Genomic DNA, 15,457 nt, shown 5'->3' on the forward strand with positions numbered 1-15,457 from the left:
TGAGCTGCTGAGAGGAGAAGATGTTATGCAGAGTCTGGGGAATGATAGTGAGCTTGCGGTGAGCAAGGATCGGAAATATTTATGGCACAACATTACACCTTATAGTGAAAAAAATCCGCCTATGATTGCCGCCTCGGCAAGTGGGGCGTGGATCACGGATATACAAGGCAATCGATTTTTGGATGGGATGTCTGGCCTGTGGTGTGTAAATGTGGGATACGGGCGCAAGGAGCTGGCGGAAGCTGCTTACAATCAGTTGCTGACCTTGCCTTATTTTCCTCTGACACAAAGTCATCTCCCGGCGATTGCGCTGGCGGAGAAGCTGAATGAATGGCTCGGAGACGAGTACGTGATCTTCTTTTCCAATAGTGGATCGGAAGCCAATGAGGCTGCTTTCAAAATGGCCCGCCAGTACCAGCAGCAAATCGGCCAGCATTATCGCCATAAATTCATTGCCCGTTATCGTGGGTACCATGGCAGTTCACTTGGGGCATTATCTGCAACGGGCCAGGCCCAGCGCAAATATAAATATGAACCGTTGGCGGGTGGTTTTCTGCATGTGGCTCCCCCGGACAGCTATCGCCGCCCGGCCGGGATGACTGTAGAAGAATTCAACCTCCAGTGTGCACAGTCCATAGAGGATATGATCATCTGGGAAGGCGTGGAGACGGTAGCTGCGGTGATTATGGAGCCTGTAATTACGGGTGGTGGCGTCATTGTACCCCATCAGGTTTATTTGGATAGGGTGCAGGAAATCTGCCGTAAGCACGGTGTGCTGCTCATTATGGATGAGGTGATTTGTGGATTCGGACGTTCTGGACGTAAGTTTGGCCATCACAACTTTAATGTGAAGCCTGACATCGTAACGATGGCTAAGGGACTGACCAGTGCTTATCTTCCCTTATCTGCCACTGCTGTTCGTAAGGATATCTATGAGGCGTTCAAGGATAATAGTGATGATTATGGTCATTTTCGCCATGTGAATACTTTTGGTGGCAATCCGGCTTCGTGTGCACTAGCGTTACGCAATCTGGAAATTATCGAGCAGGAGAAGCTGGTGGAGCGTGCAGAGCTTTTGGGCAAAAGACTGAACACTGCGTTCACTGAGTTACTGGATCACAAGCTTGTAGGTGATGTCCGCAGCTTTGGTTTGGTGACAGGGATTGAGCTGGTTGAAGACAAGGTAAGTAAGAAACCGGTTGATCTGAGTATTGTGAAAGGAATTATTGCCGAATGTAAGTCCGAGGGGCTTATCATCGGCAAGAATGGCGATACGGTAGCTGGGTTCAACAATGTGCTTACCTTCGCCCCGCCGTTATCTTCCACGGATGAAGATGTAGAGTTTATTATCGATACGTTTAAATCTGTACTGAGCGGGGGCTGGGTAAAGTAATTTTGTCCGGATATAGAAATTGGTAGGCGCGCAGGGCAACCTGAATGGAGATCCGGTTCTCTGGCTGCATGAAGTCTTCGCCTAGCAGCTCTGTTATTTTGTCCAGACGATAATACAGTGACTGTCTGACAATGAATAAGTTTCGAGCGGCAATTTGTTTGGAACCATCATGATCCAGATAAACGCGAAGGGTAAGCAGCAGCTCACTGCCTTTGGTTTGGTCGTGGTCGATTAGCGGGCCGAGATAACTGCGAATGAAGTTCTGCAACGTTTTTCCGTCATTTAAGCTCAACAGCAACTGGAATACACCCAGCTCTTCATAGAAGAGTAGTGACTTCTGGTAACAGGAGTATAACGACAATGCCTGTAGGGCTTCTTGATAACCGGAATAGGCCTGTTTTAGGCGCTTATGCGATTTACTGACTCCGATGACCAGCTGCAAATCTTTGAGCTTCTCGTCGGAGCGGATATGTTGAAGGGCCTCAAGTGCTTGCTGAAGCCGCATTTTTCCAGGCATTTTCGATTGAATGTCGAGTGCGATGACGGTGAGGCGATTGTTCTTGAGTGTGATCAGCGGACGTAGGGAATATTTTTCGAAAATGGAACGCAGGATGAGCGAAAGGTGGAAGGTAATTGATTCCCATTCGTTCTCTGAGCTGTTCCATTTTACGTCTCTAGGGTTCTTGATTTCGATAAGGCATACACGGTAAGGGAGTTCGTTGACCATGTTGAAATTGGAACCGATCAAGCCTTTTAAGCGATTGTCATCCTCTATACGACCATTGATCAGCTCGTCGACCCATAGATTTTCTGAAAAAAGCTTACGCTCCTCCATATACCGGGTACGCAGTAGCTCCTGAGCAATGGACAAAGAGGCGGAATCCAGCAGCAGACAGTCGAATTCCTGTGGTTTGTGATTGCATACCATCAAAATGTAAGCCCAGGTCTGATCCAGCGCACCTACAGGCTTGATTGCAATCGTCTTTTGTCCATATTCTCGGGTGTAAGGAGCGATGTCTGGTTGAATGCCTTCCATCTCGTCACCGAAGGTGGTGAAGAAATTCAGCAGGGGAGTTTGCTCTTCGGGCGGAAGTGCCGGGAAGAATAAGGGTTTGCCTTGCAGTTGCATATAGACGATTTGTGTGCGGGTGCTTTTACATAATAATTGCAGTACCTTCACTGTTCCTTGTGAGGTTAAGGTCAGACGGTGGAATTCACGAGAGATGCTTTCGAGTTCTTGCAGCATCCGGTGATGCCGATTGATGATGATGGAATGGAGGTCTAGGGTGATATCGACGAAGCGAACCGTGCGGGTGAAGATAATTAGCGGAAAGTCATGCCTGTCGGCTAAGTCGATCATCTCTTGCGGGATGGTGCTGAAATACGTACCTAACTCAATACATAGGCAAGCTGCATTTTTGTCGATCAGGTTCTGCATAAACTCCAAGGAGGAAGGGAGATCGACACTTGCACCAATCCCCGTAGTCAAAATCATTTCTTCGCCATGAATTAGAGTCTCGAAGTTGGCACTTTCCAGTACATGCACCCAGCGAATGGCACGGCTTAGGCCGCTTTTCCCGCCGATCACCTCGGCTTCTGCGAATAGTGGTCTTTTTAAAGCGTCACGAATGGTTAATACAAGCTCCCAGTCCATAGTTACTCCCCCTCGATCTTCTGTGCTCTGGCCTTCGGCTAATGCCCTGTTATTCTCAGCCTATTCTCATACGTAAAAAATACAGTTTTGAAATTAGACAAAGTGTCTAATGCAACGAAAATTCGAAATGACTATAGTTTGATTAACGAATGTTAGTATATATAACCTAATCAGGAAGAGTGTTGAGAGATAATTTCTGTTAATGCTTATATTACTACAATAATTCAATGATGTAAGCAAAATATTCAGAAAAAACTTGAAATAATGTTATATTATATAACACAAATATGAAAAATTACCCATAAGGAGGGACTAGTGATGGAGCATTCATCTCCGTTAACAGCATTTACACCTGATATGTTTAGGCGCAATTTCGCCGAGGCTGAGCCGCCTCTGACCCATAAGGGTGCCATGGATGAGTCCAATCGCTGTCTATATTGCTACGATGCCCCATGTATAAAAGCATGTCCGACCAGCATTAATATTCCCTCCTTTATCAAACGGATCGCTACTGACAATTTGAAAGGCTCGGCACAGACGATTATGGATTCCAATCCTGTGGGTGCCAGTTGTGCTCGTGTTTGTCCTACAGATGAGCTGTGTGAAGGAGCCTGTGTGTTAAATGATGCCTCGGCGCCGATCCAAATCGGACTGCTGCAGCGTTATGCGACAGATTGGGCAATGAACAGCGGAGTTCAATTATTTAAGGCTGGCACCCCTAATGGGAAAAAGGTAGCCGTTATCGGCGGTGGTCCTGCGGGATTGTCTGCGGCTAGGGAACTTGCCCGTGAAGGTTTTGCTGTTGTGATCTACGAAGCTAAGGCGTTAGCGGGTGGGCTGGATACACATGGGATTGTATCGTTTCGGCTCCCACAGTCTGTATCTCTTTGGGAAGTAGAGCAGGTAGAGAAGTTGGGTGTGGAAATACGTACAGGTGTAAAAGTCGGAGTGGATGTTTCTGTAGATGAGCTGAAGTCGAACTATGATGCCATCGTTTTGGCAGCGGGTATGGGTTATGTGCCTCCGATAAGGATTGAAGGTGAAAAATTGGCTGGCGTATACGACGCCATTGCACTCGTAGAATCCACTAAGACTGGCATTCCTTTGCTAGAGCTGATGGGTCAGCGGGTCGCTGTCATTGGTGCGGGTAATACAGCTATTGATGCAGCTACATGCTCAGTGCGGCTGGGGGCCTCAAATGTAAAAATGGTCTACCGCCGGACCCGCGAAGAGATGACGGCTTATGAGTTTGAATATGAATTTGCGAAGCAGGAAGGTGTGGAGTTCAACTGGCTTACCTTACCGAAACGTATCGTGGGTGATGAGTTTGGGAACGTAACCGGACTGGAATGTGTGCAGATGAAGCTGACAGAGGAGCTGGGCAAAGATGGACGTCCAGTACCTATGCCGATCGAGGGTTCTGAGTTCTTGATTCCTGTAGATGCGGTTGTAATAGCTATTGGTCAAAAGCGTCGCCTAGATCTAATAGATTCCTTAGGCCTTGTGCATGACCGTGGGGTTGTAAAGGTGGATGAAGCCACCTGTCAAACCTCCGATCCGCAAATTTATGCCGCTGGCGATATCATATTTGGTTCAGGCAAAGGCGAGGCCATGGTTGTATCCGCGGCCCAGCAGGGAAAAGATGCGGCCCATGCGATTGTTAAACAATTCTCAGGTCAGAAGGATGCCGTTATTAGATCTGCGGGTTGAGCGTAGAGATCAAATTGGATTTTACATGACAGGAGGGAACATCAATGGCAGATTTAAGTATTAATCTCGCAGGAATCAAATCACCGAATCCGTTCTGGCTGGCCTCTGCGCCCCCTACGAATACAGGCTATCAAGTGCAGCGGGCCTTTGAAGCAGGTTGGGGTGGTGCGGTGTGGAAGACGCTCGGTGATCCGATCATTAATACCTCATCGCGTTTTGCGGCAGTAAATTTCAATGGGCAACGGGTTGCGGGCTTTAACAATATTGAACTGATCACCGACCGTCCGCTTGAAGTTAATCTGAAGGAAATTTATGAAACGAAGAAAAGATTTCCGAATCATGCGATTATAGCCTCCCTGATGGTAGAACCAACGCAGCATAAATGGCATGAGATTGTTAAGCGGGTAGAGGATGTGGGTGTAGACGGTCTGGAGCTTAACTTTGGCTGTCCGCACGGGATGGCTGAGCGTGGAATGGGTGCTGCTTCCGGGCAGCAGCCTGATCTGGTGCAGGCACAGACCACCTGGGTAAAAGAAGTTGCGACGACCCCGGTGATTGTGAAGCTGACGCCCAACATTACGGATATCACCGTCGTTGCCCGCCATGCGGTTAAGGGTGGAGCGGACGCGATTAGTATGATCAACACGATCAACAGTCTTGCTGGTGTAGATATTCATAGCTGGAACACAATTCCGAATGTTGGGGGTCAGGGTGCGCATGGCGGTTACTGCGGGCCGGCTGTGAAACCAATTGCGCTTAGTATGGTGGCCGAGTGTGCCCGTGACCGGGGAGTAGGCATTCCTATCTCCGGTATTGGAGGGATTTCGACCTGGCAGGATGTTGTTGAATTCATGTTGATGGGTGCTACGGGCATTCAAGTATGTACAGCGGTCATGCATCATGGCTTCCGGATTGTGGAGGAAATGATCGATGGCCTGAACAACTATTTGGATGACAAAGGTTTGGCTTCCGTAACAGAGTTAATCGGCAAATCGGTATCCAGATACTCCAACTGGGGTGATCTGGATCTCAACTATAAGGTCGTTGCCCGTATTAATGAGAACAACTGCATTAACTGTAATAAATGCCATATTGCCTGCGAAGATGCTTCACATCAATGTATTGATATGTTAACTAATGCAGATGGGAAAGCTATTTTACAGGTCCGCGAGGAAGATTGTGTAGGTTGTAATCTTTGTTCAATTGTCTGTCCAGCAGACGGCGCGATCGATATGGTTCCAGTGGATACCGGGGCAGCTCCACTGACCTGGAACCAGCGGCAGAAAGTGATCGGAAGTTTGAATGGCACCTATTCGGAAGTGGAGGTGGTGTAAGGATGAAAAAGATTATTAAAAATGGCATCATCGTTACCGCAGCAGATACTTATACAGGCGATGTGGCGATTGAAAACGGGGTTATTACGGAGATTGGCCTTCATTTGGATGTCCCTGGTGCGGAAATTATAGATGCCTCGGGGTGTTATGTTTTTCCTGGAGGCATTGATCCTCATACGCATCTGGATATGCCTTTTGGCGGCACGGTTACAGCGGATGATTTTGAGACGGGAACCATTGCGGCTGCATATGGCGGAACGACCACAGTCATTGATTTTTGCTTAACCACCAAAGGACAACCGCTACAGCAAGCCGTAGATACATGGCATCATAAGTCGCAGGCTAAAGCGGTGATTGATTACAGCTTCCACCTTATGGTCTCAGAATTAAACGATAAAGTACTGGGTGAGCTTCCGGAGATAATTGAGAATGAAGGCATTACCTCGCTCAAAGTATTTATGGCTTATAAGAATACTTTTCAGGCGGATGACGGCACACTTTTTAAGACCCTCCAAGCCGCGAAAAAAGAAGGTGCACTCGTTATGGTGCATGCGGAGAATGGAGATGTCATTGAATATCTTGTTGAGCAGGCCTTGGCCGCAGGCAACACTGATCCGATCTTTCATGCGCTGACCCGCCCGCCGGAGCTGGAGGGTGAAGCTACGGGACGCGCAGCTTATCTAACCGAACTGACAGATTCTCAGCTGTATGTTGTACACGTGACCTGTGCGGAAGCCGCTTGGAAGATTGCTGAAGCGCGTAAAAAGGGACTGCGCGTCTACGGCGAGACTTGTCCACAGTATTTAGTGCTGGATCAGACGGCGCTGAAAAAGCCTAATTTCGAAGGTGCCAAATACGTGTGGTCTCCGCCCCTGCGTGAGCAGTGGAATCAGGATGTTTTGTGGGATGCGCTATGGAGCGGCAGCTTGCAGACGATTGGTTCTGACCAGTGCTCGTTTGATTTCAAAGGACAAAAGGATCTGGGGCTAGGCGATTTCTCCAAAATCCCGAACGGTGGGCCGACCATTGAGGACCGGTTTACGATTCTATTTTCGGAAGGTGTACAGAAAGGCCGGATCTCATTGAACAAATTCGTAGACATTATTGCTACCTCTAGCGCCAAGCTGTTTGGCTTGTATCCGCAAAAAGGCACGGTCGCGGTAGGCAGTGACGCTGACTTGGTTATTTTTGATCCGGCTGTAGAAAGAATACTCTCCGCAGAAACACATCATATGAACGTCGATTATAATGCGTTTGAGGGCTTTGAAGTAAAGGGAGAGCCTGTTTCTGTTCTCAGTCGAGGCGAATTTGTGATTCGAGACAAGCAATTTGTTGGTAAACCCGGGTCGGGAAAATATTTAAAGCGCAAGCGTTTTGCAGCGGAGGCTCCTCTTCCTTCCAAGGCGGAAATTAGCGGAGGTGTAGTCTAATGTCTGCTTTTGCGGAATATGCCAAAGAACAGCAGGAGATTGATGGGCTGCTTTTTAAAGGATATACGATTGCCAGCATCCAAGAGGATTTGGACGGTGCCCGAATAAAGTTTGTCAGAGGGGAGCCGGCTAAAAGCTCGGTAGAGCTGTTACTGCTGACAGCGGATGCCCGTAAGTACGTGACAACCCTTGTGGTTGCGGGGCTGAGGGCTGAAGGTGAGCAGGCGGGTTGTTACAGTGGAGAGGTTTGAGGTGCGGGTATTGAAAGCTGAGTAGTAAGCTCCTAAACCGGGGGCTTGGTGCTCGGCTTTTTGTTGTGTCATTGTAAAGCGGGTGCTGAAAATCTGACGTTATTTTGCGTAATTGCTCTGGGAGGACAATTATAGGGAAAACCTCCGTATATTTAGCCAATTACGGTTATGAAATAGACATTAAAGGGAATACCTCCCTATAAATCACTATGATATCCCTGATATTGAACGATTGCCGTAAATTAAAGGGAGCTTTCCCCTTTATATTGGTTTTTATCTCCTGTAAGACCTAGATATAGGGAGACTTTCCCTATATCTAGTCCTTTATCTGATTTACAGCTTCTGTTCACGCTCCATATACTCATGCCGTAATATGGACATGATATGCAGAGATTCAAAGTGTTCCCCTACTTTTATGCATTCACGTAGAGTGCCTTCCAGTGTAAAGCCACAGCTTTCATAGACATGGCGTGCTCTGTGGTTGTGGTCTCTAACATATAACCATAGGCGATGTGATTCAGTGTGGCGAAAGATCCAGTCGCTCACGAGCTGAAGCGACAGTTTGCCATACCCAAGCCCTTTGGAATGGATGACGATTCTTTTAATGCAGACGGAAAGATGGGTGTCCTGAAGTCCTGTTACGATGATATAACCGACTCTTTTTCCAGAGTGATCCCTAATTGTAAGGTGCAGAATATCTGAATCATGGATGGCTGTAGTGTGCTCCTCTTTGCTCCATACTCCGATATAGGCACGGTTTCCTACATTTTGTTCTGTCGCTAATACGAACGCTAAATCCAGCACGGTGGTACGTTGTAAATCCAAGGCTTCTGAATGGATGATCATAACCATGCGCCCCTGTCTCATATGTATTTTCTATCTATGGTAACTGACGGTCTACTCGCTGTCATTCATGTAGTTCTAGCTTGTTTTCTTTATATTGGAAGAGCTGTAGGAATGCTCGCAACTTCGTGTATAATTGAGACCAGGTGTTAAGAATTCCAATCGGATGAGGAGATCAGCTGGTTATGTACTTTCTTGATATTATGTCTTGGCTGACAGAGGATAATCTGCGGCATCTGCTTGAACAATATCGTTCGTTTGGGCCCTTTCCGGGCATTGCGTTAACGTTTTTGAAATCATTTATACCACCACTACCAACTATTGCGATCGTCGGATTAAACGGGGCTGTATATGGTTTATGGTTAGGTTTTTTGTATTCTTGGATCGGCTTGGTTGCGGGCTGTGTGACAACATTTTGGATTATTCGCAAAGTAGCTTCGCATCGGTATCTGCGAAAATGGGCAGAACGGCCAAAGGTAGCCAAAAGTATGACATGGGTGCGGCAAAGCGGATTCAGTTATGTATTTCTGCTTAGTATATTCCCGGTTGGCCCCTTCGTTGTAATTAATATGGCTGCTGGTCTTGCTGGTATGAGGTTTCGTTCATACCTCCTTGCGCTCACTGTGGGCAAAGCGATCATGGTATTCGCAGTTTCATATATTGGAAATGATCTGGAACGATTTATCCGCCAGCCGTGGGAGATCATCTATGTCTTGGTGTTTATTGGATTGTCACTATGGGGAGTTAAAGCCATCGAGGCGCGGTTCGCTAGAACGGTGGAAGATGGAAACAAGGCAGCTTAGTACTGTGAATGGACTATTTTAATAGAACAAAGGAGGAAATGATGATGAAATATCGTAAACTTGGCAGTACAGGGATGAATGTATCGGTGATCGGATTGGGTACTTGGCAGTTCGGTGGAGAGTGGGGTAAGGATTTCACTCAAGCAGAAGTCGATGCCATGCTAGATAAGGCTGGAGAGCTCGGTATTAACCTGATTGATACGGCAGAATGTTATGGAGATCACTTGTCAGAGAAGTTCATCGGGGGTTATCTGGCTCGCCGAAAACGTGAGGACTGGATTGTAGCTACGAAATTCGGTCATCATTTTCAGGGACATTTGCAGCGGGAACAGTTATGGCGTGCTGAGGATGTGCTGAAGCAGCTGGATGATTCCCTGCGTGCACTTCAGACCGAGTACATCGACCTCTATCAATTCCATTCCGGAACGGATGAGCAATTCGATAATGACAAGCTGTGGAGCATGCTCGACAGACAGAAGCAGGCAGGGAAAATCCGTCATTTAGGCGTCTCGATAAGTGCATCAGTCTCGGGTGTACATCAGACCTCTGCAGCAGCGGATGTGCAAGCAGAGGCCATACAAGTAGTATATAATCGGCTGGATCGTCAACCTGAGGAAGAGATTCTTCCGCTCTGCATCGAGCATAAATTAGGTGTGTTGGCGCGTGTTCCGTTAGCGAGTGGTTATTTAAGCGGCAAGTACAAGCCGGATGCGGTATTTGGTCAGGGTGATGTGCGTGCTAACCATAAAGAGGATGTAAGGCAAAAACAGCTGCGCGCTGTAGCTGAAATTGCTGCCAATGAAGTCCCTTCTGGACTCGATATGGCGCAGTGGGCTTTGGCGTGGTGCCTTCAGCATCCCGCAGTAACCAGTGTAATTCCAGGTTGTAAAAATGTAGAACAGGTTATCTCCAACGCTAGTGCTGCCGATCTGGACATGGTGAAGGACATTACACAATAAGCTGGAAACTACACCGAAAAAAGTGCTTTGACCTTCGCCTCAGCGGGATCCTCATTGTAGATATGGGTCCAACTGTTCGTAGAAGCATCATAAAAATAGTCCTGTTTCCATTGTTGGAAATGGATCACGATATTTCGTACAGCGGATACAATTCTCTCTACCTCCTGATTCGTCATAATGGGGTGTAGAGAGATGCGGATCCAACCCGGTCTAAGCGACTGGTCTCCTACAGTAATTGCCTCAGCGATCTGAGCAGATTGCGCCCACCCTAATTCAAGTAAGTAATGCCCATAAGGACCTGCACAAGAGCAACCACCCCGGGCTTGTATACCAAAGCGATCATTTAGTAGTTGAACTGCAAGATTATAATGAATATCACGTAGTGTAAAAGAGACAATGCCATGACGTTCTGTATGATGTCCAGCTAGCAGCGAGCATTCGGGTATGCTACGGAGCCCGTTCATTAATTGCTGGCATAGCTCGTGCTCTCTAATCACCATATATTGACCGTTTCCATTCATCTGTTCCTTCAGCTTCACGCAAAGTGCCGTCCGAAAAGCTTGCAGAAACCCCGGTGTTCCCCCGTCTTCCCGCATCTCTATTTCGTTGGTGTAGCGGCGTCCTCCCCAAGGATTGACCCAAGCCACTGTACCTCCACCCGGTTCGTCAGGAATACGTCCATTACTTAGAGCCTCATCAAAAATTAGAACGCCATTCGTGCCCGGTCCACCCAGAAATTTATGCGGAGAAAAAAAGATTGCATCCAGCTTCTCCAGCGGTGAGACAGGATGCATATCGATAGGCTCATAGGGAGCGCTGGCGGCAAAATCTACAAAACATAGGCCTCCGTGGCGGTGCATAATCGCGGCAAGCTTCTGGTAGGGAGTCTGAATTCCGGTCACATTGGAGCAAGCCGTAAATGAACCGATTTTCCAGCGGCGATGCTGATACAATTTCAACTGGGCTTCAAGCTGCTGAAGATCTATATTTCCGTTTTCTCCGGGAGGAACAGTCACAACATCACCAATCCCCTCCTGCCAGGGAAGGATATTGGAATGATGCTCCATATGGCTGGTGAAGATCACAGGACGTTCCTCCATCGAATGGGAGCTATAGTCCTGAATCCACTCAGGGAGTCTTAAGCCCATGATACGCTGCAGCTTGTTTACGGCTCCCGTTGTTCCATTTCCGCAGAAGAGCAGGATGTCCTGAGGGCCAGCATTTACATGCTTTTTAATAATTTGTCGCGCTTCATTATAAGCCAGTGTCATGGTTAAACCGGTCGTGTTGGAGTCTGTATGTGGATTACTAACATATGGACCGAAGGCTTCCTGCAGCTTCCGTTCAATCGGTTCATATAAGCGTCCGCTTGCGGTCCAATCGGCATACAGCAGGGGCTGTCTACCATAGGGTGTGGTGATCTGATGCCGAATTCCAATGGTGTGCTCACGAAAAATCTCGAAATGGTTTTGTGGTGAAGCGGGCGTCTCTGCAGAAGAGGCGTGGATGATGTTTAGCACGGATTTCCCTCCAGCCCGTACGCCGATAGTGGTAAGGTCATAGTTTATTTTCGGCGTGCCAGTAGTTTCTATGGCATCAGTATATGCTTGCTTGGAGAATTGGGTTAAAGCCTAGGTGGAGTTTATAGGAATAACAGATAAAGGAGATAGAGGTGGATGGTGTAATTAATATACAACATTGTTTTTTATTTACTTATAATGAAACTTTTTGAGATCTACTGCGTCAAATAATACGATTTGAAATATTGAATGTACCATGAAGTAAAAGCGCTGTCTCGTTCTATAAGAGGAAGGTAAAGTTAGGGGCCACTTATATTTATTAATGGAGCAGAGGAGTCAAATCATGCATTTAAAAAAACTATCATTAGTTGTACTATTGGCCGTATCTCAGACTGCTGCGGCAGTGCCCGTTTTTGCTGAAGCTGGAAATATTACCTCCAGTAACACCAGTGGAGTAAGAGTGGCTGCTACATCTGTTGCGGAAGTAATTCCAGAAGCTACTGATCCATTGCCATCATTGACACGTCCGGTAGCAGAAGGGGCAACAGCAACACCAACACCAACACCAACGCCAACACCAGCAGCGACAGTAACGCCAATTACAGGGGTAATAACCGATTCTACTTTAACAACGTTACCATCCCCCACACCGAGTCCAAGTCTTACACTTATACCTGCGACCACCACACCACCGATTACAACAGATATAGTTAATGCAGGGGCTAGCAATCAGCTTGTACTTATGATGAATAGTAACAAAATGTATCAGAATGGCATTGAATATTTGGCTAATCAGCCAATGGCAGTGAAGAATGGCGTTTCCTACGTTTCGATTAGAGCTATGGTTGAACGTGTAGGTGTGAAATACATTTACGATTATAAGACGAAAGAGACTATTGTTACTAAAGGCAGCGACGTTATGCGGTTCAAGACAGACAGTAAGATTTATTCCGTAAATGGTAAGAATGTGACAATGAAAGGTCCAGCTTATCAATTCAAAGGAACCTTTATGATTCCATTGACGTCCATTACTGGGGCGCTGGGCATTCCGTATACCGTGGATAATGTGCAAAAGCGAGTCATTCTTTCGCTAAATTTGAAGCCTAAAGCTTCTTTTACAGTACCGGCTATAATTTATGCTGGTGATCCAGTGAATTTCCTGACTTCTAGCTCTTCACCGATTGGTTCAGCCATAGTTGAAGAGAAGTGGGAAGGGAAGCAGGATATCTATGATACACCTGGGCAATATGTAGTATCCTACTCTGTTAGGGATGCTAATGGACAATGGAGTGATCCTTACTCCACGACGATCACGATTCTAAAACCGAATACACCGCCGGTTGCAAATTTTACGACCGATAAGGATTCCTACAAAATGGGTGAGATGATCACTTATACGGATATGAGCACCGACCCAGACGGAGATACACTTAAAACAACGACCTGGACGAATAAAGCGGAAGCTTTCTTCACGCCTGGTCCTGCAACAGTTTCTATTCAAGTAGAAGATTCACATGGCGCAATCAGCACTTTTGAAAAAGTCATTAATATTACGGGTGAAGTCTTGTACAGTAAGGAAGATTTCTATAGATTGTTCGCTTCTCCGGGTAGTGTATTTGATATTGACGGATCCAATGTTCCAAACTGGCAGAAGGTAGCTTATACGCTCACTTCTGAGCCTTATAATCTTATTCGCGCTAACAGTCCAGAAACCGTAAATATGGAAGGGATTACTTATCGTGAAACATCGTTCGGTGGAACCCGCTTTTTGATTCACCACAAGAATAATATGAATACTAAAATGAAGGTATATGTGATAGCTAAGAACAACAATCTATTCCCTACGACGATCACAACAGAATATTTAGGCGTTGGAGGCCCACATCCCTTTCCGGAAGCTACGGGTAAACTCTCAGTGCAACGTTACTGGGAATCCATGCAAACGAAAAAAGATTACAAGACAACGGTCCTACAACCTGGTGAAAGCGTCTCTATCCTGTCTGATCTGAATAATATTGCAATAAAACCGAGCGAAATCGTTTCACTCCAAGCGGACTTATATAGTGATTATCCTATTGAATACAATGTTATGATGATTGATGCGAATAAAGATCCGTTAACCACACTTCCTATGCTTCCAATACTGGATCGTGATGGCGTGCATAACCGAGGGACTTATGCTGATTCTACACGTATCATGACTGTTACGGATGAAGTAGGGAGAACACCTGCGAGACTTCTCATCGGTGATAATTCAAGTGATTTGAATTTGATGGGCACCGACCCTATGTCAGGAACTGGGGCATCCAATGCAGGCAACTTCGGAGTACTATACAAAATCAAATTTGAACATGTTGCTCCCAATTCATTAATTACCTTTAACCCGCGTGGTGGTAATTATATGGGACCTGTTATGGTGAATGGTCAAATTGTTCAAATGCCAAGTACCGGCAGTATTACAAATGCAAACTTGAATAGTGTGGTTTATCGTACAGGTGCTGAAGGGGGCTCTGTTGAGATATTGTTCACTGCAGCGTCTGGTAGTAATTTGCCGGTTAACTTCCTGATTACACCGCAACCACCGAAGAGATAGTTATGCAAAGTAATCATTAGGGGGACCAAAAGGCGAGATTCCATTCAGCTATGAATGAGAATTCGCCTTTTTTAAAAAATATACGGAAGTATAAGTTTCACGCTATACTTTATCCTTATATTTCTCGCAAAAACGCTTTCCGTCCTTTAAGGACGCCGAAGGCGTTTTTGCTTGTCATTTCATGTGATCTTTTCGATACTCCCTTGCGGTCATGCCTAGATGCGTCTTGCAGTAGGTAGAGAAGTAGGCAGAGGAAGCGAAGCCGAAGATATCACTAATATCCTGAAGCGCCATATTTGTATGGATCAGGAAGTTCTTGATCGCATCTATTCTTTCTTTATGGATGAAGTTGAGGACAGTGCTCCCTGTTTCTTGTTTGAATAGCGTTGCGAGGTAATTCGGATGCAACTGCACGATTTCCGCAACTCGCTCTAACGAAGGCTTCTCTTCAATGTGCTTTTTAATATAGGCGATCGTCTTATTAATGATGGGTCCATATGAATACGAACGATGGGTTGAGATGACACTAATAAAGCTATTTAGCATGAGGTATTCAATCTCAACGGTCTTCACGATCGAGTCGCTCTCATCAATTAAGTTGATGTAATGGTCACTGAGAATGAACGCGGACTCGGAATCGACTCCCGCCTCAATGATCGCACGCGTAAAAATGGTGCAGCTAGCGACTAGAGAATATTTCAACGACTGTAAAGGCTTCGGTGACAGGTTGGCTCGTTCCAGCAGGTTGATTTCATTCAATATTTTAACGGCACCTTCACGATCAATGCGTTGGATTGCATAGACGAGCTTCTTTTCGTGCTCATAGGAAGGGTGCATATAGTTCTGATAGCGATTCTTCGCCATATTGCGTTCGAGGACGGCAGTAATGTCTAGCATGGATAATCTCCTTTAGGCTACCTGTTTAAGGGAGGATTTTACAATATAATCTGTATTTATAAATCGAAAC

Annotated in this window: 12 protein-coding genes; 8 read left to right on the forward strand and 4 right to left on the reverse strand. The window is 46.3% G+C overall.

Going from position 1 to position 15,457, the window contains the following annotated elements; genetic code table 11:
• The first annotated feature begins 25 nt into the window (after positions 1-25).
• Positions 26-1,393, forward strand: a complete 1,368-nt coding sequence (locus MKY52_RS10570) for an aspartate aminotransferase family protein (protein ID WP_341051283.1) — start codon at positions 26-28, stop codon at positions 1,391-1,393.
• On the opposite strand, the gene MKY52_RS10575 is transcribed toward MKY52_RS10570, so the two are convergent.
• Positions 1,359-3,047 carry a PucR family transcriptional regulator gene (locus tag MKY52_RS10575; RefSeq protein WP_341051285.1) on the reverse strand — a complete coding sequence of 563 codons (1,689 nt, stop codon included), beginning with the start codon at positions 3,045-3,047 and terminating at the stop codon, positions 1,359-1,361. The genes MKY52_RS10570 and MKY52_RS10575 overlap by 35 nt on opposite strands.
• Positions 3,048-3,365: 318 nt before the next feature.
• On the opposite strand from MKY52_RS10575, the gene MKY52_RS10580 reads away from it, so the two are divergent.
• Genes MKY52_RS10580 through MKY52_RS10595 form a run of 4 tightly spaced genes read left to right on the forward strand, consistent with a single transcriptional unit; the run spans position 3,366 to position 7,772 of the window.
• Positions 3,366-4,757, forward strand: coding sequence for an NAD(P)-dependent oxidoreductase (locus tag MKY52_RS10580; RefSeq protein ID WP_341051287.1), 1,392 nt, complete (start codon positions 3,366-3,368; stop codon positions 4,755-4,757).
• Positions 4,758-4,801: 44 nt separating this feature from the next.
• A complete protein-coding gene (gene preA / locus MKY52_RS10585; RefSeq protein WP_076099706.1) occupies positions 4,802-6,091 on the forward strand; it encodes an NAD-dependent dihydropyrimidine dehydrogenase subunit PreA in 1,290 nt (429 codons plus the stop codon).
• Positions 6,092-6,093: 2 nt separating this feature from the next.
• On the forward strand, positions 6,094-7,521 hold the full coding sequence (gene hydA, locus MKY52_RS10590; RefSeq protein ID WP_341051288.1) for a dihydropyrimidinase: 1,428 nt from the start codon (positions 6,094-6,096) through the stop codon (positions 7,519-7,521).
• On the forward strand, positions 7,521-7,772 hold the full coding sequence (locus MKY52_RS10595; protein ID WP_076179218.1) for a hypothetical protein: 252 nt from the start codon (positions 7,521-7,523) through the stop codon (positions 7,770-7,772). Before hydA ends, MKY52_RS10595 begins: the two co-directional genes overlap by 1 nt.
• A 333-nt stretch (positions 7,773-8,105) precedes the next feature.
• Here MKY52_RS10595 and MKY52_RS10600 read toward each other — a convergent pair whose 3' ends face one another.
• Positions 8,106-8,618 carry a GNAT family N-acetyltransferase gene (locus MKY52_RS10600; protein ID WP_341051291.1) on the reverse strand — a complete coding sequence of 171 codons (513 nt, stop codon included), beginning with the start codon at positions 8,616-8,618 and terminating at the stop codon, positions 8,106-8,108.
• Between the two features lie 182 nt (positions 8,619-8,800).
• On the opposite strand from MKY52_RS10600, the gene MKY52_RS10605 reads away from it, so the two are divergent.
• Positions 8,801-9,418 carry a TVP38/TMEM64 family protein gene (locus MKY52_RS10605; protein WP_042192646.1) on the forward strand — a complete coding sequence of 206 codons (618 nt, stop codon included), beginning with the start codon at positions 8,801-8,803 and terminating at the stop codon, positions 9,416-9,418.
• Positions 9,419-9,462: 44 nt separating this feature from the next.
• Positions 9,463-10,377 (forward strand): aldo/keto reductase, encoded by a 915-nt coding sequence (locus MKY52_RS10610; RefSeq protein WP_076284881.1) that lies wholly within the window; start codon positions 9,463-9,465, stop codon positions 10,375-10,377.
• Positions 10,378-10,385: 8 nt separating this feature from the next.
• Here MKY52_RS10610 and MKY52_RS10615 read toward each other — a convergent pair whose 3' ends face one another.
• Positions 10,386-11,897: an aminotransferase class V-fold PLP-dependent enzyme gene (locus MKY52_RS10615; RefSeq protein WP_341051293.1), complete on the reverse strand. Its 1,512-nt coding sequence runs from the start codon at positions 11,895-11,897 to the stop codon at positions 10,386-10,388.
• Positions 11,898-12,240: 343 nt separating this feature from the next.
• Between MKY52_RS10615 and MKY52_RS10620 the strand changes: the two genes are divergently transcribed.
• Entirely contained in the window at positions 12,241-14,490 is a 2,250-nt protein-coding gene (locus MKY52_RS10620) for a copper amine oxidase N-terminal domain-containing protein (protein ID WP_341051295.1), read from the forward strand.
• Positions 14,491-14,664: 174 nt separating this feature from the next.
• Here MKY52_RS10620 and MKY52_RS10625 read toward each other — a convergent pair whose 3' ends face one another.
• On the reverse strand, positions 14,665-15,387 hold the full coding sequence (locus MKY52_RS10625; RefSeq protein ID WP_341051297.1) for a helix-turn-helix transcriptional regulator: 723 nt from the start codon (positions 15,385-15,387) through the stop codon (positions 14,665-14,667).
• Positions 15,388-15,457: the final 70 nt, after the last annotated feature.

Source organism: Paenibacillus sp. FSL P4-0184, from assembly GCF_038004625.1.
Taxonomy (GTDB): Bacteria; Bacillota; Bacilli; order Paenibacillales; family Paenibacillaceae; genus Paenibacillus_AQ.